This is a genomic window from Petrotoga sp. SL27 (assembly GCF_002924605.1).
Classification (GTDB): Bacteria; Thermotogota; Thermotogae; order Petrotogales; family Petrotogaceae; genus Petrotoga; species Petrotoga sibirica.
This window is the reverse complement of the sequence record NZ_JAIP01000005.1, coordinates 1-17,817: the sequence shown is the minus strand read 5'-3', so window position 1 is coordinate 17,817 and position 17,817 is coordinate 1. Positions and strand designations below refer to the sequence as shown.

Here is a 17,817-nt window from a genome sequence, read left to right as displayed (position 1 = left end):
ACATGAGAGACATCAGAAAAGGAATAGAAAATGGGGATAAAAAGGCAAAGTTGGCATACGATGTGTATGTATATCGTTTAGCAAAATACATAGGAAGTTATATAACCATACTAAAAGGATTAGATGCATTGGTATTCACAGCGGGTGTGGGAGAAAATGACGAACATGTAAGAATGGATGTCTGTGATTATTTAGACTTCTTTGGAGTTAAAATTGATAAAGAAAAAAATACTTTGTTGAATAGAAAAGAAGGGATTATCTCAACTTCAGACTCCGATGTGGATGTACTGATAGTAAAAACTAATGAAGAATTAATGATAGCTCAGGATACAAAAAGAGTAGTTAAAAAGTTTCAAAATGGGGCTAAAGAGATTAAGGTGTAGCTAAGATAGGATAGTTTTTAAGAAATTTAACTTTATCAAGAGAGGTGAGAAAGGTGAAAAGATTTATTGGTATGGTTTTTGTGGTTTTGCTGTTAGTTTCAGTTTTTTCGGAAGTAGGGGTAACTGATGATAAGATCTTAGTAGGTACTTTTCAAGCTATGTCAGGGCCTGTTGCACCTATAGGAAGACCCATGGCGCAAGGCATGCAAGCTTATTTTAATTACATCAACGACAACGGTGGCATCTACGGAAGAAAGATTGAGTTAATAGTAGCTGATGATCAGTTCAACCCTGCTAAAACGGTTGTAGAAGTTAGAAGAATGGTTGAGCAAGATGGTGTTTTTTCTATCGTTGGAGGGCTAGGTACCCCAGGCATTTTAGCTGTGCAAGATTATCTGAATAATGGAGGCGTTCCCTTTGTTTATCAAGGTGGGGGCTCGATAGAATTCAGTCTTCCACCGAGAAAGTATATTTTCCCGGTTCAACCCAATTACATAGTAGAAGGGAACATAGTGATGAACTATTTGGTAGAAAAGGGACATAAAAGAATAGCAATCGTTTATAGAAATGCTGAAGATGGTCAAGAGTTCAGTGACTCAGCGGTAGGTACATTAAAAGCCTTGGGTATGGAGCCCGTTGCAAACATTGCAGTGGATCCTTTTAAAAGTGATTTTACATCTGAAGTAACACGTTTACTATCTGTTAAACCTGATGCCGTAGCTGTTATGCTGTTTCTTCCCCAATCTGTTGGTTTTGTGCGTCAAGCCAAACAATTTGGTATGACCAATCAAAGATATCTTTTGACGTATTCAAACGCCGATGTGAGTTATCTACAATTAGCTCAAGAAGCAGGAGATGGTGTTGAGGTAATGGCTTGGGTTGCCGTAGACTTTACAAACCCTGAGGAACCTGCTATAAAAATATGGCAAGAATACTATGAAGGTATTCCTAACGCCTATTCAATAGCTGGTATGATAGCTGCAGAAGTTTTCGTTGAAGGTGTTAAAAGGGCAGGTCCTGATTTGACTAGAGAAAGTTTAGTTTCCGCTTTGGAGACTTTAGACAATTGGAAAGGTAATTATATCACCCTCGGTGACGAAAATCATGGTTTGAGTTATAAGCCGTTTTCCGCAGGCTTTGATTCTAGAATGGGTATGACTTCTATGTATGTTCTAAAATCCGTTTTAACAGAACAAGGTTTAGTTTGGGATTTTGCTTCAAGTTGGATACATTATTCTGTTGAATCATTGTTGGAAGTTTTATAAATAATTGTAAGGGGGGTGTTTCCCCCTTTATAATTCATAAACACAAATTTGAGGTGGAAGAATGCTTGAAGTCAAAAACGTTACTGTAACCTTTGGTGGTTTAAAGGCAGTTAACGATTTTTCTATAACAATAAGTCAAGGAAAGATCCATGCTCTTATCGGTCCTAATGGAGCTGGAAAAACAACTTTGTTCAATACAATTACCAGGATAGTGAATCCCCATAAAGGAGATATTTTATTCAAAGGTGAATCTCTTTTAAAATTAGATACCCACGACATAATATATATGGGTATATCGAGAACTTTTCAAAATTTGCAACTTTTTCAGGCTATGAACGTTTTTGAAAACATCTATTCTGGATTAATACACAAATATAATGACTCACTTTTCTCTGTGTTTTCGAAATCAAAAATGAATTTTGATAAAGAAGCAAGAGAGAAGGTTTTAGAAGTAGCAGAGATGTTTGACATAAAAAATAGACTTACTTCTTACCCTTCTCAGCTCACATACGGGATGCTAAAAAGGGTTGAAATGGCTAGAGCGGTGATTTCTGATCCCGATCTTCTCTTATTGGATGAACCGGCAGCGGGTTTAAATTATTATGAAACCGAGGAGATAAAAAGTATTATACAAATGGTCAATAAAAGAGGGAAGACGATATTGTTGGTGGAACATGATATGAATGTAGTAATGAATGTCTCTGATTTAGTAACCGTTATGAATTTTGGGAAGAAGATTGCCGAAGGAACTCCTGAAGATATAGCAAATAATGAAGAAGTTGTGAAAGTGTATTTGGGGGAAGATGAAAATGCTTGAAGTTGAAAATTTGGAAGTTAATTATGGTCATGTAAAGGCAGTAAAAAAAATTTCTTTTTCTGTGAATAAAGGTGAAATAGTTACCATTTTAGGTTCTAACGGAGCGGGTAAAACTTCAACGCTTTTTGGAATTTTGAACATAGTTAAATCAAAGGGTAAGGTGATTTTTGAGGGAGAAGATATAAGTAATAAAAGTACCGTTTATATGGTAAAGAAAGGGATTGTGTTATGTCCTGAAAATAGAAGAATCTTTTCTAGTTTATCTGTCGAAGAAAATTTGAGAATGGGAACGTACTTAAGGGGAGAATATTCGAAAAATTCTAAATATGTGTACGATCTTTTTCCTGTTTTAAAAGAGAGAAAAAAGCAGAAAGCAGGTTCTTTATCGGGAGGAGAACAACAGATGTTGGCATTGGGCAGAGCCCTTATGGCTTCTCCAAAGTTGTTGATGTTAGATGAGCCTTCATTGGGATTGGCACCAATAATAATTGATGAAATATACAGTGTATTAAAAACTTTAAAAGAATCTGATATTCCTATTTTGCTTGTGGAACAAAACGCAATAAAATCACTAAAAATAAGTGATAGAACCTACATATTAGAAAACGGCTATGTCGCACATCAAGGATTATCCAAGGAAATGTTGAAGGACGAGAGGTTAAAAAAGTTATATTTGGGGAAATAAGAAAGGGGCGATTGAATTGCAAGTACTCCAAAGCATAATTTCAGGGATTCCACAAGGAGCATTGTATGGTCTCACCGCCTTTGGAATAGCTTTGATTTTTAGGACCACCGGGGTTCTAAACTTTGCTCATGGAAATTCGGGTATGTTGGGAACTTATATTGGGCTTACTGTTTATTTGGTGAGCAGTAATATTATTTTATCTATAATTGCAGCAGTATTTTCAGGATACCTTATTGGTATGGTTGTTGAACGTTTTTTAATGAGACCTTTGAAGCATTTGTCTCACGGTGCGATGCTTATGGTTACATTAGGGTTATTGATGGTAATTGAAGGTTTGGTCATGTTGATTTGGGGAACGGATTACTTTTCTTATCCAGAATTATTTTCAGGAAAGCCTTTTATCTTATTTTTGGAAAATGGGGTACTAGTTATGCCTACAAACGATGTTGTGATTACTATAATTTCTATTGCTGTAATGCTACTTTTAGCTATATTTTTAAAGTATAATAAGTTAGGTATAGCTATTAGATCCCGTTCTCAAGATGAGATCGGTTCACTTGTATGTGGGATAGATATTAACCGTGTGGATGCTATCGTGTGGAGTATTGGAATAGCCACTGTTAGTTTGGTTGGAATTCTTGCAGCTCCAAAAACTTACATGCATCCCAGCATGTTGATAAATATGCAATTGTATGGTATTACAGCAGGTGTACTTGGAGGTTTTTCAAATCTATTTGGTGTTATTATAGGTGGGCTGATTTTAGGGATAATAGAAAAGTTGGTTGGGATTTATATATCACCTGATTACCAATTATCTATTATTCTTGTATTGATAATATTAGTTTTGTTATTTAAACCTTCTGGTTTATTTGGGAAAGATTTTGAAGGGAGAGTGTGAGAATAATGAAAACTGCATTATATACGTTAATAATTGGTTCTCTCCTGGGTCTAATATTTATTTCCAAATCGTTTTTATTGTTAGTGTTTTCTAATATAATTATCTTTGCAATCGCAGCTTTAGGTTTAAATGTAATATTTGGATACACAGGTCAGATCTCGATAGGACATGCTGCCTTTATGGCTATTGGAGCCTACACAAGCGCTTTTTTTACAATGAGTTTAAATATGCCTATATTTTTAAATTTAATTTTCGTTATTCTTTTTTCCACTTTGTTTGGAATGGTAATAGCATTACCAGCAATGAGACTGAAGGGTTTTTATTTAGCTATAGCAACTATGGCATTTGGTATAGCGGTACAAGAGATAATTGCCTCAATGGATATATTTGGCGGAAGAACTGGAATGAGGAACATCCCCGCTTTTTTTGAGTCTGATTTTAATACATATTTACTGAATTTGATTTTTTATAGTCTTTTGATTTATATAACAAGTTTAATAGTAAAGTCTCCTTCAGGAAAGAGATTCAATATGGTAAGAGACAGTGAATTGGCTGCCAGGGCGTACGGGGTAAAGATTTCTAAAGCAAAATTACAAGCCTTTATCATCAGTTCTATCTACAGCGGAATAGCTGGTTTTTTATACGCTCATACATTAGGATATATATCCCCTGCAGATTTTGGTTTGAACGTATCGTTGAATCTTTTGGCGATGGTTATTATTGGCGGAGTTGCTTCATTAAATGGAGGATTGATTGGTTCTGTTATAATTACAGGTATGCCGTTTTTATTTTCACGAGGCAATTTTCCTATGACTATAATAGTGGGTAGTTTGTTAATAATATTTGTTTTATTCTTTCCTCGTGGCCTTTCTTACGGGTTGAACATGTTGTATTTCAGATATTTTGAAATTCCTGTTGTGTGGATTACAAAAAAATTTTGGAAGAATAAGAAAAAAGAGGGAAGTTATATTGACATTGATGGAGTAAAATTATATTATGAAGTAAGTGGTGAAGGCAACCCTGTTGTTATGATTCATGGTAATTATGCTTCTCACAGATGGTTTAATAAAGTGAAAAACATTGAAGGTTTTAAGGTCTATATCCCTGATTTGCCAAATTTTGGTTACTCTGATTGGGTGAAAGAAATTCAAATAGATACTTATGCAGAATATATCAAAAAGTTTATAGATGTTTTAGGGTTGAATAAGGTTGTTTTAGTTGGTCATTCTTTGGGTGGAGCTGTAGCAATGTCGATAGCCTTTAGATATCCAGAAAAAGTAGAAAAATTAATACTTGTTGATTCCCCTTCTTTAAAGGGTTTGAAGACTCCAGAAGAAAATTATTATGTTTTGAATTTGCTAAAAAACAATAGAACGCTTCTGAAGAATTCTTTAAAGGCAATGACCCCCTCATCAAAAGATAGAAAATTACTAAACTGTCTAACTAACGATGCACTTTTGATGAATCCAAAATGTTTTACTGAAAATGCAAGGGCTCTGGAAAATTATAACTATGAAGAAATATCTAAAAATTATATGGGAGAAATATTGTTCATTCTTGGAGAAAAAGATACGTTGATAACTAAAAATATGGCTAATGAAATCGTTCAAAGTACAAATGGGAAATTAGAAATTATTCCTGATGTTGGACATTCGATTATAATAGAAAAACCAAAAACATTTATAGATATTTTTAAAAGTTTTACATTGGAGAAAAATTAAAAAACGAAGGAGATAACGTTGAATAGAGCAAAAAATAAATCTTATATAAAATTGATGACAGCAGCCAGGGATCTTTTTTCTGAAAAATGGTATGAAACAGTTTCCGTTGTCGAAATCTGTAGAAGAGCCGGATTATCTAATGGGATATTTTACAAGTATTTTAAGAACAAAGAGGACATATTTCTTAAATTGTTAAACGAAATAGTAATTTATTATGAAGACGGCTTTTCTACAATTTCTGGTAAAAGTTTCGAGGACAGGATGGATTCGTTTTTAGACATCGTTGTTAAATCTGGAGTGGGAGACTACAAAAAAGATATTTTAATTTACCGAGAAGGTCAATATCGATATCCCAAATACGAACAACACTTGAGAGATTTATATGGCAAGGGAGTTTCTTTGGTTTTACTGCGTGAAACGACTCAGGCGGAACAATTATTTATTTCAGGTATTGTAAGATTTGTTATTATAAGGTATATTTTTAATGGTTTAAGTTATGACAAAACAGAAATTGAAAGGGTTATAACTAACGGGATTTTTTATGATGAAATAAAAAATTTTTCTTTAATATTCGATGATGAAGATGTGGTTTATCCCGATATTCCCCTAGACGAATCCGCCAGAACTAAATTATTATCTTCCGGTATTAAACTATTTGGTACGAAGGGATATTATAAAACAGATATTCACAATATCACAAGAAATGCTGGTTATTCAGTGGGGACATTTTATCTTTATTTTGAAAGCAAAGAAGCTTTTTTAGAGGAGATAGTTAAAATAATTGGTAAAATGACAAGAAGGTTCCTTACTATCAATCAAAAAAAACAATTAAATAGGGCAGAAAACGAGTTAAGGGGTATTTATCTCTTTTTAAAATATTTTGAGAGTAATTCTGAATACTATAAAATCGTAAGAGAATCTGAATTTATTGTAAAAAAGGCAGCAAATGATTATTATGACAGATTTGAAAAGGGTTATGTTGAGAATCTTGAACGAACAAAAATAGAAGATAAAAAATTGTTAGCAAACAGTCTAATGGGGATAAGCCATTACACGGGGATAGATAAAATTTTCTTGAATAGAATTAAAGATATAAAATCACTTTTGAAAGAATTATCAATTTACCTTACATATGGAATACATATTTAAAAAGGAGTGAGAGATGAATGTATTTAGAGGATCCAGGTATCTATTATGAAATTTATGGAAAAGGAAGGCCGGTAATTATATTAAACGGCATTATGATGAGTACCTCAAGTTGGATGGCCCATATAGAGAGATGGCAAAAAAAATTCCAAGTTATTACGTTTGATACTCGAGATCAAGGAAAATCCGCAAGAATTACCGACAAACCTTATACTATAGAAGTTCATGTCGAAGATTTAAAAAAATTAGTTGATCATTTAGGATTAAAAAAAGTTAATTTAATGGGGGTTTCCTACGGGGCACAAATCGCAGAATTGTTCGCTTTAAAGTTTCCCGAGATGATCGATAAATTGGTACTTTCAAATGCAACCGATCATATAGATAACTATCTTAAGTCTATAGGTCAAGCATGGAAAGTTGCAGCAGAACTTTATGATGGTGAAAAGTTTTTTGACATTTCACTTCCTTACATATACTCTCGTTCATTTTATAACAACAACTACGAATGGCTTATGAATAGAAGAAAGATATTTAAAGAAACCTTAACTAAAGACTGGTTTGATAGCTTTATAAGACTTGCATCGTCTAACGAAACATTTGATATTAGAAATGAAATATCTAATATCACGGCTAAAACTCTTTTCATTTCAGGTGAAGAAGATATTATAACCCCCAAAAGTCAAATGATAGAAATGAATAAAAAAGTAAAAAATTCATTGTTAGCAAACTTAGAAAACACTGGACATGCGCTTTTTTTTGAAAAATTTGAAGAATTTTGTCTGCTAGTAGAAGCCTTTTTTAATTACGATTAAAAAATTAAATTTGAAATTATTCCCATTATTTACACTGAGAATTTAATATAATCATTTTTAAAAATTCTTCTTCTGAAGTGGCAATAAGGGGCTTTTTCTGTTTTTTCATAATAATTTTGATGATAATCCTCTGCTTCGTAAAATTCTGAAGCTTTAGTTATTTTAGTTACGACTTTTAAACCTCTATTGATCAACTCGTCTTTTACTTTTTCCGCGATTGCTTTTTGTTCTTCATTTATGTAAAATATTTCGCTTCTATATTGCTCTCCAATGTCTGGTCCCTGACCATTTTCTTGGCCAAAGTCATGAATTTCAAAAAAATATCTGACTAATGATTCGTAGCTTACTATGTTTGGATCATAGACAATTAAAACAGATTCTGCATGACCTGTTTTTCCGCTACAAACCTGCTCATAAGTTGGATTTTCAACAAAACCACCTGTGTAACCACTGACTACGTCGATGACACCTGTGACTTTTTTAAACATGTATTCTACTCCCCAAAAACATCCAGCTGCAAAGATTGCTGTATCTGTTGGTATTTCGCTCATTTTAATCACCTCTTATTTTCTATGCTCCACATATATATGTTATTGCTAAAAGAGCTTCAAAAATCACACGATAATTGTCGTTGCTTATTTTCACCTTTCTTCCATCTATTCTTTCTGTTAATGGCATAGATTCCACCATATCAGCTTTTGAAGTGTCAGAAAATTCAACAATCATCTCGATGGGTGAGTTGAATGTGTAGACATCAAAATATTCTTTGTTTTTATCTATCATTTCTTTAGTTGTGCTTTTAATTTCTTCTAATAATTGCTTCATAGGTTTAAACTCTGCAGAATATCTGCCTAAGGAACTTTTGGTTTCTACGTAGTATAAATGCTTAAAATATGGGTTCAGTTTTTTTTTGAGTTTATCATCCCCAACAACCATTGCCAATGGAACACCAAAACTACCTCCGTATGCTGCATTAATTAACGTTTCATTCATTTCTACTCCATTGATCCAAATATTATGAATAGAAGAACTCGAATAAGTATGATCCATAGTAGAGTATTTTTCTCCTACTCCAGCATGATAACCAAAAAAGATCATTCTATCGAAAGACTCATCTATGCCGGTCATCATGTAATATTTTCTTATCCCACCACTGATTAATTTTACGTTTGGAAATTCATCTGTGATCTCCCACGGAATGTTGTTCCCTTCCGCATGGGAATCTGATAAAGTGATCTCATGCTCTTTTAACTCTTCTAGCAACGCTTTCAATTGCTTAACAGCATAGGTTTGTTTGTAATCTTTATTATTTTTTGTGACATCGTTCCATTGGGTGATGCCCCCAAGCCCTTCAAAATCAAATGAAATGTATATTTTTATGGGAATCATCTCCTCATTGATAATTGTTACTCTCTTTAGAACCTATAAAACAATATATAGCGCCCCTTTGCCCCATCCCCCGTCCTATAATTAGTATAATTATATCAAAAAATCATTAAATTATATTTTTCTAACCGAATCTCTAATTATTAATTTTGTTGGCAAGATAACTCTTCTTTTCACCTTACTTTCATTTTTACCTTCTAATTTTTCTATTAAAAGTTTTGCTGCGTTCAATCCCATTTCGTAAACAGGTTGTTTAATGGTTGTTAGAGAAGGGTATAAATATTTAGCCAACGTGGAATCATCAAAACCAACTATTGAGACATCTTCAGGGTAATTGAATCCTGCTTCTTTCAGCGCTTTTATCCCCCCCAAGGCCATCCAATCATTGGCGAAAAAAATCGCTGTAAAGTTTTTTCCATATTTATCAAGGTATTTTTTAATAGCAATATATCCATCTTTAACGTCAAAACTTGCAGGAATAGAGATGACTTCAAAATCTTCTTTCTTTTGTGCAAAATCCAGAAAAGCCTTCTTTCTTTCCTTGGCAGAGTATATTTCCATTAGACCTTCGACATGTAAGACTTTTCTGTGGCCCATTTCGTATAAGTATTTTGCGACTTTTATTGAAGAGTCATAATTATCTATAGTAACAATATCTATTTTCAGTTCTGAGTTTCCCCTATCTACAGCGACAACCGGTATACCTGCTTCAATGAATTTTTCTAAGCACTCTTCATCCTGATAGGTTGTGCAAACAATGACACCGTCAATTTTTCTTGCAAAGAACTCTTCTAAGGTATCTTTCTCTTTTTCTAAAGAATGTCTATATATTGAAAGGAACATTTCCAAATGATTTTGTAGAAGGATTTCTTCTATTCCTTCAGCTATCATTCCATAATAATCTGTTTTTAGGTCGGGAACCAAGACTCCGATGCCCCTAAAGGAGCTCCCTTTTATGCTCTGGCTTCTTCTGTAATCTAACTCTTTTATAACCTTCAAAATCTTTTTTCTTGTTTCTTCAGTAACGTTCTCGCTTCCACTGAGAACTCTAGATACCGTTGCGATAGAGAAGCCCGAAGCTTTAGCAATTTCTCTTATCGTTGCCATTTTTCCTCACCTCAAGAGTTACCCTTAATATGTTTCTAAATTAAGTTCTCCCTCAATTATCTCTATTAGAATGTTATCAGGATCTTTGAAAAAGGCGATTCGTACACCGCCCTCAGCGTTGGTAGGTTCCATTGTGAATTCTACCCCTTTTTCTCTTAGATATTTAAAGGTTTGGTCGACACTTTTTACTTTAAAAGCAAAGTGTTTTATGCCCATGTCTTTATCGTTTTGAGTTGTTAGATATTTTCCTTTTTCTGTAAAGTTGAATAATTCAAGTACTTTATCCCCCATATCAAGGTAAACAATTGCGAAATTCCCATTGTCTTGAACAAGCTTTCCTAAAACTCTAAAGCCAAGAATATCTCTGTAAAATCCAACAGATTTTTCCAAATCGGAAACTGTGATTGCTAAATGATCGAAATTAAAATTCATAATACTCAGCTCCTTATAGATGAAAATTTTTTGCTTTTTTATTCAATAAAATTGACATTATCTATATACATTCTTCCAGCGAAGTCGCTGTTTACATCAACAAAAATTAAAAGCATATTTCTTAAATCAGTGTTGTCTTCAATATTGGGAACTGAATTTAAATCTATTTTTGCTTCATAATGGTACAAGCCGTCATTTGTTACAGTTGCGGAATCAAGATCTGATAAATCAATTACATAAGTATTGGATGCCTGTGCCCAATAACCTGCTGATGGTGGTTGAAACGCCAAGTTTATTTCAATAGTTCCTTCCGAAGCTCTATCGGGAGCTAAATAAAAATCAAAAAACAAGAAATTTTTATTCCCACGTTTTAGGCCATCCATCCAGAGATCTAAACGTGGTGCGGATGCCCACGGATCACTTGGCTTTACTTCAGGATATGCTACTTTCCAAGATAAATCTTTTGAACCGTTGGCTTCTTCTAGGGTAAGAGCTGTTTGCACTGCTGAGTCACTACTCCATTTCCAACCCTGACGAGTGTCATCTTCAAAATCCGATGGTAATTTTGCTTCACCTAACGAATCATGGATAATGGGAATTTCAATTTTTTTGCCAGAAACCTTAAAATTATCCAAATAAATTACATCTGTTCCATCTGTACCTACGAAAAGAACGATATTTTGAATCGTATTGTCTGTGTCACTCATGCCGATTATTTCCAAGCCAGGGCTATCTTCAGCCGTAATTGTTAGAACTGCTTTGTAAGTTCCATCAACTTGTTTGATAAAATCATTTGGGAAGAGCCTTACGGCACGAACAGGATTAGTCCACCAGCCATTGCCGGGTCCTTGGGGAATTGCTGCAATGGCAACAGTTGCAGGAGATGTTAAAATAACATCTATCATTATTTTTTCTGCCCCGGTAATATCGACTGCGTTGGACCAATCATCCGCTGAAATACGAAGATTGTTCCAAAATCCTCCTTCGCTAACGTCGTTGCTTGCATCTAAACCAGAGATTTTAATCTATTATCCTCATTGGTCAACGTTACATCAGTGACAGGACTGTTGGAATTTACTACAAAGCCTTGCGTCGTCCCATCATCAAAATCCCATAATGTTTTGTAATAATATGAACGGTCGATTGGTTCGTATTCTAAGCCTTTTATACGTGCACGAACATATTCTCCTGATACACTTAGTTCCTCTGGTGACCATATTTGATCAGGTCCTGGATCAAGATCTGTTGCTTTAGATTCACCATATACGTATGGTGTAAATGCCGCAGATTTTTCATTTTTATTAGTGAGAGACCAATTAATCCAACTAACGTTATTGGCGTTCAAAAACTTAAGCCATTCATCTGATTCTTCTATATATGGTCCACCATCGCCGGTAGCTTCGCTTGTTCCCCATTCAGATACAAAAATAGGGGCACCGTGCTCCACTGCATAAATTGCATTTTTCATTACGTAACTATCTGGTGATGGCTCATGGGTACCTGCATAAAAATGAAGGGTGTAAACGGTATTTTGATCGTCGATTGGATCATCAGCAGCTAAATCAGGTTTTTGGCTCCAATTGGGATTTCCAACAATAACGATGTTTTCATTACCGTTTCCTCGAAACATTTCAGTAATAGGTTCGGCATAATCTTTTACAATTTGCCAACCAGTTTTATCATTTGGGATACCATTTGGTTCGTTACATAATTCATAGATGATATGAGGATCATTGGGATACAATTCTGAAATTTCTTTAAAGAATTCCTGCGCTCCTTCATATATTGGATCGGTTGGATCTCCTGGTGCATGTACATGCCAATCAACGATCACGTACAAATCGTACTTCTTTGCAAGATCGATCCCTTGAATGACTCTTTTTTTATGGTTTCAGGATTTGTTGCGTATCCGTCTTCTCCCACATACATGGCAAGGCGAATTACATTCGCTTCCCAATCATTCGCAAGAACAGCGAAAGCATTTTCATTTAGAATTTCTGGGAACCATTGAAGCCCGTGCGTGCTCATACCCCTTAATTGAATAGGATTACCTTCTTCATCGCCCAAAGTTTTTATCCCGTTATACTCAATAACTTGCAAAGCCCCGGCTTCCGAAGGTTTTTTCACAAGTTCGTTACCGTATAAGAAAGTATCGTCGATATTTGGTGGAATTAATACTGAATTTGCCAATAAAACAAGATTAATACAAACAACCAATGCCCATGCTAAAATCTTTTTCATTTATGCTTACCTCCCTATTGAAAATATTTTTTGTTTTTTAAATTTTTTAGATCCTAAAATTAGAATTTAAAAAGATTATTATTTATTTTGGTGATATTTTTACATCATCTACATAAACAGTAGTTGGTTTTCCATTAGGTGTTTTCCCATAATTAATTGATAATTTGGGTATATCATCATTTGGTAGAGATACATCTACGGTAAATTCTTGCATTTCTGATGTTAATTCAAGATATTTTTGGCCATACACTGTCCAACTATCTCCTTCATGCTGTATTAAAACAAGAATATCTCTTGGTTCATCCGCTCTTGCTTTTAATGATAATGTATAATCTCCAGCACGTAACTTAACGAACTGAACAAGTTGAATGGACCATGTCTGATTACCTACTTTTTCTATATCCATCTTAAACTCTCCATTAACAATGTTACCAGTAGCCTTACCACCTTTTCCAACCCAGATATACCAATTATCAGGTGAACCTTCTTGATCGTTTATAAAAGGACCTTCAAAGTCTCCGTTAACTATTCCCCCATCCGTATTTTCTATCTCCTCAGCCTTCTCTTTTATCGCTTTTTCATATTCGCTATCCCAAACCTCAAGACCCGTAATTGAACGTTGATCTATATCTTCATATACTTTGATGTAATCCACTTCCATACTTTGCGGGAAAACGGTAGTTTCATCTGGGTAACCAGGCCAATTTCCTCCAACAGCCACGTTTAGTATAAAGAAGAAAGGATGATCGAAAACCCAATCTTCTTCACCAATTTCATATTTATTGACAATGCAGTACAAAACATCGTCGACATAAAATTCTATTTCATCTTCATCCCATTCTAAAGCAAACACATGGAAATCATCATTGAAGTTTCCGTTTTCTAAGATATAATAGGATCCAACACCTGTTCCAGCTGAAATAGGGCCGTGAACGGTACCATAAACCTTGTTTGGTTCGTGCCCTAAATATTCCATTATATCAATTTCACCACAAGCTGGCGATGGATTATCATCAATATCATTTCCTAACATCCAAATGGCGGGCCATATACCCTGACCAACTAGCATTTTGGCCCTGACTTCTATTCTTCCGTACTGTACTTCATATTTGCCTTTTGTGATCATTCTACTGGAAGTATAATAAAAAGTAGTGTTCATGTCAGTAATTGTTTCCTCTTTTGCTGTTATAACCAATTTACCATCTTGAATAGATGCATTCTTGTCAGTATAGTATTGTAACTCATTGTTTCCCCAGCGATCCGGAATTCCGTCTCCATTCCAATCAGGACTTCCAAGTTCAAATGTCCACACATCAGGATCTATGGTGTCAAAATCTTCTTCCCAAATTAATTTCCAGTTTTCCACTTCATTTTCATCCTCTTCTGTTAATGTACCTTCTTCAGGTAGAAATTGATCTCCTGTTTTTATCAACTTAACATTGTCTATAAAGTAGTTTCCATTATCAAGAAACCAAAATTCAAAACGCGCATCTTCATCTGTGCCTTGGTACATGGTAAAACTTGATTCGTAGGTATTCCATTGCGGAGTTAATTCAAACTGTTGCTGGAAATAAGCTGTCCACCCTCTAAGTGCAGTACCACCAATCTTTACAGCCAAAGATTGATTGCTTTCTGCCTTCCCATCAAAAACAATTTTATATTGACCGCCTCTTTCAATTTTTATAGGAGATTGCAACAATTGCACCGACCAGTCATTTGGGCCATTGTCAATTACCTCCACTTTTAAAACACTTTCAATAATTGTAGCTTTGGCATCTCCCTCAAAAAATAGAGCCCAACTTCCTTTGCTATCAAGTACCCCGTTTTCCAGGGGTTGTTCAGTTGACAAAGGACTATTGAAATAGCCATTTTTTAGTAAGCTAAGTTCATTTTCTTCATCCTCTACTGATGATTGGGCTAAACAAAAAAGTGAAACAAATAAAGCCAATAAAATCAAACTTACTTTCTTCATTTTTACACACCGCCATGTTGAAGATATTTTTTGTTTTTAAAAATTAAAAAGAGTGTCGTGCACTTTAATTTATAAATTTAAATCTTTATACTACAAATAATCAAAAGTGCTTTTTATACTAATTTCCCCTTCGATATTATTTAGAACTTTTGGATAGGAGGGGAAAAGAGCAAAGAAGTTATCTTGAGAATAATTTTCCCCATTTACCTTAACGTTTACTCCCAACGCCGGTTTTTCACAACTCAATATCAAGTTGTTTCCGTCTTTTTTGTATGTTATCTTTGGATCGTTTAATTTATTTTTTCTTAAATCTGCAAACAATTCGTGGTTTTCTATTATGATTTTTCCGTTTTGTTTTAGAATTAAGTAAGCTATGGAGTTATCTAAGTCAATGTTGGAAATATTGAGTTGATCAACAGTTATTACAGAATCTTCGGGAGTTTTTATGTTTGAATATTCTTTTTGCATCAGTTTTTTTCCATCTAGAGACCAAAGCTGAAATCCCAAATCAACGTCGGTCTTGATTCCATCGTTTATCAGTGATATTATGACCTTTTCATCTTTGTTTTTGGCAATCCCTAACAATTGATTATAAAATCTTTTAGTGTAAAAGTATAAAGCTTTTGGCCTTTTAAAATAATCTATTGAAGCCCAGCTGAAAACAGGCCACGAATCATTTATTTGCCAATAAAGAGTTCCCGCTGTTTTGTATTTTCTGCTTCTCCAATGTTCTACTCCTGTTTTAATAGCTTCTGCTTGGTTGAGTTGTGTTAAATAAACAATTGAATCAAAATTACCAATCAAACCATAATGTCCATTAATGAACCTTAAGAGTCTTTCGGGACCTTCAACTTGTTTATTATGATTTAACATCGTTGGTGAAAATATATCTTTTTCATTATCTTCGGCAAAGAAATCAATAGTTTTTGGATCTGGAGCAGCTTGAAATCCAAATTCACTTACGAACTTTGAATTGTCCCATGTATAGTATTTGTAATCTTGCCAACCTGACCAAATTTCCCAAACATGTCTGTCTCCTGCTTCAGAAGAGTTAGCTCTACTGCCACCGTATGGGCTCGATGGCCAATACAGTCTCGATGGATCTTCTTGGGCGCATATTTTAGGAAAATCTTCTAAGTAAAGTCTATTTCCAAGATTTTTCCCATCCACTTTCAATTTGTAATCCCATTCTTCAAAACCCCAATTATTCTCGTTATTTCCACACCAAAGGACTATACTTGGGTGGTGTCTTAATTTCATTACTTGATGTCTTACTTCTTCATTTGCAAGCTTTCTAAACCAATCTATATGGTCAGGATATTCGGCACATGCAAACATGAAGTCTTGCCAAACTAATATCCCTAACTCATCACATCTGTTGTAAAATGTGGGATCTTCGTAAAGGCCCCCTCCCCATACTCTCAACATGTTCATATTGGATTCCTTAGCCATTTTGAGAAGTTTATCGTAATCACTCTCTTTTAACCAACTTAATATATTTTCAGCAGGGATCCAATTTGCCCCTTTGGCGAAGATTTTCCTACCATTTATCTCAAAGATAAAGCTTTCGCCTTCTGAGTCATTTTCTCTCACTACCCTGACGATTCTAAAACCTATTTTCTTTTTCTCACTGTAGATTGTTTCTTTATTTTTCTTAAGTTTGAACTCAACTTCGTATAAATAACTTTCACCCAAATCGTGTGGGTACCAAAGCTTTAAATTCTCGATTCTTTTAGAACCTTCAAATTTATAATTTTCAAGGCTAGCAATTACTGGTAATGTAATTACTGGATTTCCATTGAAAAGGATCTCTACATTGTAGTTTTTAGTATCGTTAATGTGGGAATCAACGTAACCGGAAAAGTTAACTTTTCCATCTAAATTCTCCAAAAAAGCAGTGGAACCGAAAAGTCTAGCATCTTTATAACTTTCTATGTAAATATCCTTGTATATCCCACTTGTGGCTATTCTTGCTCCCCAATCCCAGCCATAGGAATACTGAGCTTTTCTTATGTAAACTCTTGCGGTCTCTTCGCCAGCGTGTAATTTCCCGTAATTTTTTTCAAATCTTTTAGGAAGGTCTATTGGAGATTTAATCTCTATTCTTAAAGAATTTTTCCCAATTTTGAGATGATTTTTAATGTCAAACCGGTATTCTATGAACATATCTTCGGTTTCTCCAACGAAATTATCGTTAAGGTAGATATTTGAAAGGGTATCTACACCTTCTAATACAAGATCGTAACGTAGCTCATTGTTTATCTCTTCTATGTGAAATTTCTTATAATATATCCAATTTTTCCATTCTAACCTTTTGAAAAGTTTTTCATTTTCTCCTACATAAGGGTGAGGCATGAGATTCAAATCCACAAGGTCTCCTTGTACGGTTCCAGGGACGTTTCCATCAAACTCAAACTCTTTTTCATTGTCGTAAACCTTCCATTTTCCATTTAAAGATATTTGCAATTGAGATTCCTCCTCAAAAAAAATATTTTGTACAGGCTTTAGGTACTCTAAAACTTGTTTCAGCGCCCCTTTACCCGTGCATTAAGGGGCAAACCCGGACATTGAGGGGTAAACCCCTCAAAGGCATTTGCTTCGCAAATGAGAATATGGAAATTGTTTCTAAGGCATTATAAAGAACACTTTTGCATAAAGTAGCAAAAAGCTTTTTGCACAATTCAGCAAAATTTTATATCTTAAAACTTCCAACTAATCCTTTTAATTCTGTGGCTAATTCACTCAACTCTTTCGCTTCTTCGTTTATCCCTACCCCTTGTTTTACTTGTTCGTTTATTACACTTCTTGACCTTTCTAGTTGTTCACTTATCTGTGTTGCCGCTTTCGCTACCCTGTCCATCGCTGTGCTCATCTCTTGCGCACTTGCACTTTGTTCTTGCGCACTTGCAGTCATGTTTTCTATCCCTTGGTCCATCCTTTCTATCCTTTCTT

The 17,817-nt window shown here is 34.6% G+C and carries 13 protein-coding genes and 3 pseudogenes; 8 read left to right on the top strand and 8 right to left on the bottom strand.

Annotated elements, in window-relative coordinates; translation table 11 throughout:
* From AD60_RS02680 to AD60_RS02645, 8 genes and pseudogenes are all read left to right on the top strand, one after another.
* Positions 1-383 (top strand): annotated as a pseudogene (locus tag AD60_RS02680) (acetate kinase); the annotation flags it as partial.
* Between the two features lie 53 nt (positions 384-436).
* Positions 437-1,648 carry an ABC transporter substrate-binding protein gene (locus tag AD60_RS02675; protein ID WP_103876338.1) on the top strand — a complete coding sequence of 404 codons (1,212 nt, stop codon included), beginning with the start codon at positions 437-439 and terminating at the stop codon, positions 1,646-1,648.
* Between the two features lie 61 nt (positions 1,649-1,709).
* The gene (locus AD60_RS02670; protein WP_103876337.1) at positions 1,710-2,465 is read left to right on the top strand and encodes an ABC transporter ATP-binding protein; all 756 of its coding nucleotides are present in this window, start codon (positions 1,710-1,712) and stop codon (positions 2,463-2,465) included.
* Positions 2,458-3,150, top strand: a complete 693-nt coding sequence (locus AD60_RS02665; protein ID WP_166667831.1) for an ABC transporter ATP-binding protein — start codon at positions 2,458-2,460, stop codon at positions 3,148-3,150. The genes AD60_RS02670 and AD60_RS02665 overlap by 8 nt, the downstream gene beginning before the upstream one ends.
* Positions 3,151-3,166: 16 nt before the next feature.
* Positions 3,167-4,048, top strand: a complete 882-nt coding sequence (locus tag AD60_RS02660) for a branched-chain amino acid ABC transporter permease (RefSeq protein ID WP_158248356.1) — start codon at positions 3,167-3,169, stop codon at positions 4,046-4,048.
* A gap of 5 nt (positions 4,049-4,053) precedes the next feature.
* Positions 4,054-5,769: an alpha/beta fold hydrolase gene (locus AD60_RS02655; protein ID WP_103876334.1), complete on the top strand. Its 1,716-nt coding sequence runs from the start codon at positions 4,054-4,056 to the stop codon at positions 5,767-5,769.
* A gap of 18 nt (positions 5,770-5,787) precedes the next feature.
* A complete protein-coding gene (locus tag AD60_RS02650) occupies positions 5,788-6,918 on the top strand; it encodes a TetR/AcrR family transcriptional regulator (RefSeq protein ID WP_103876333.1) in 1,131 nt (376 codons plus the stop codon).
* A gap of 17 nt (positions 6,919-6,935) precedes the next feature.
* Positions 6,936-7,727, top strand: coding sequence for an alpha/beta fold hydrolase (locus tag AD60_RS02645; protein ID WP_103876332.1), 792 nt, complete (start codon positions 6,936-6,938; stop codon positions 7,725-7,727).
* 29 nt (positions 7,728-7,756) lie between these two features.
* On the opposite strand, the gene msrA is transcribed toward AD60_RS02645, so the two are convergent.
* From msrA to AD60_RS02600, 8 genes and pseudogenes are all read right to left on the bottom strand, one after another.
* Complete coding sequence (gene msrA / locus AD60_RS02640; RefSeq protein ID WP_103876331.1) at positions 7,757-8,278, bottom strand: peptide-methionine (S)-S-oxide reductase MsrA; 522 nt, start codon at positions 8,276-8,278, stop codon at positions 7,757-7,759.
* Positions 8,279-8,297: 19 nt separating this feature from the next.
* Positions 8,298-9,116 carry a M55 family metallopeptidase gene (locus AD60_RS02635; RefSeq protein ID WP_199177830.1) on the bottom strand — a complete coding sequence of 273 codons (819 nt, stop codon included), beginning with the start codon at positions 9,114-9,116 and terminating at the stop codon, positions 8,298-8,300.
* Between the two features lie 111 nt (positions 9,117-9,227).
* A complete protein-coding gene (locus AD60_RS02630; RefSeq protein WP_103876330.1) occupies positions 9,228-10,220 on the bottom strand; it encodes a LacI family DNA-binding transcriptional regulator in 993 nt (330 codons plus the stop codon).
* 24 nt (positions 10,221-10,244) lie between these two features.
* Entirely contained in the window at positions 10,245-10,652 is a 408-nt protein-coding gene (locus AD60_RS02625) for a VOC family protein (protein WP_103876329.1), read from the bottom strand.
* 38 nt (positions 10,653-10,690) lie between these two features.
* Positions 10,691-12,680: pseudogene (locus AD60_RS10435) on the bottom strand (carbohydrate-binding domain-containing protein).
* A gap of 295 nt (positions 12,681-12,975) precedes the next feature.
* Positions 12,976-14,865, bottom strand: coding sequence for a family 16 glycosylhydrolase (locus AD60_RS02610; protein WP_134080081.1), 1,890 nt, complete (start codon positions 14,863-14,865; stop codon positions 12,976-12,978).
* A 90-nt stretch (positions 14,866-14,955) separates the two neighbouring features.
* On the bottom strand, positions 14,956-17,331 hold the full coding sequence (locus AD60_RS02605; protein WP_103876327.1) for a sugar-binding domain-containing protein: 2,376 nt from the start codon (positions 17,329-17,331) through the stop codon (positions 14,956-14,958).
* Positions 17,332-17,557: 226 nt separating this feature from the next.
* Positions 17,558-17,817: pseudogene (locus AD60_RS02600) on the bottom strand (methyl-accepting chemotaxis protein); the annotation flags it as partial.

Bases quoted from the DNA above. Each gene is read 5' to 3' on its own strand.
- AD60_RS02670 (WP_103876337.1), top strand. From the start codon at position 1,710: ATGCTTGAAGTCAAAAACGTTACTGTAACCTTTGGTGGTTTAAAGGCA.
- AD60_RS02665 (WP_166667831.1), top strand. From the start codon at position 2,458: ATGCTTGAAGTTGAAAATTTGGAAGTTAATTATGGTCATGTAAAGGCA.
- AD60_RS02655 (WP_103876334.1), top strand. From the start codon at position 4,054: ATGAAAACTGCATTATATACGTTAATAATTGGTTCTCTCCTGGGTCTA.
- AD60_RS02645 (WP_103876332.1), top strand. From the start codon at position 6,936: ATGTATTTAGAGGATCCAGGTATCTATTATGAAATTTATGGAAAAGGA.
- msrA (WP_103876331.1), bottom strand. From the start codon at position 8,278: ATGAGCGAAATACCAACAGATACAGCAATCTTTGCAGCTGGATGTTTT.
- AD60_RS02635 (WP_199177830.1), bottom strand. From the start codon at position 9,116: ATGATTCCCATAAAAATATACATTTCATTTGATTTTGAAGGGCTTGGG.
- AD60_RS02630 (WP_103876330.1), bottom strand. From the start codon at position 10,220: ATGGCAACGATAAGAGAAATTGCTAAAGCTTCGGGCTTCTCTATCGCA.
- AD60_RS02625 (WP_103876329.1), bottom strand. From the start codon at position 10,652: ATGAATTTTAATTTCGATCATTTAGCAATCACAGTTTCCGATTTGGAA.
- AD60_RS02610 (WP_134080081.1), bottom strand. From the start codon at position 14,865: ATGAAGAAAGTAAGTTTGATTTTATTGGCTTTATTTGTTTCACTTTTT.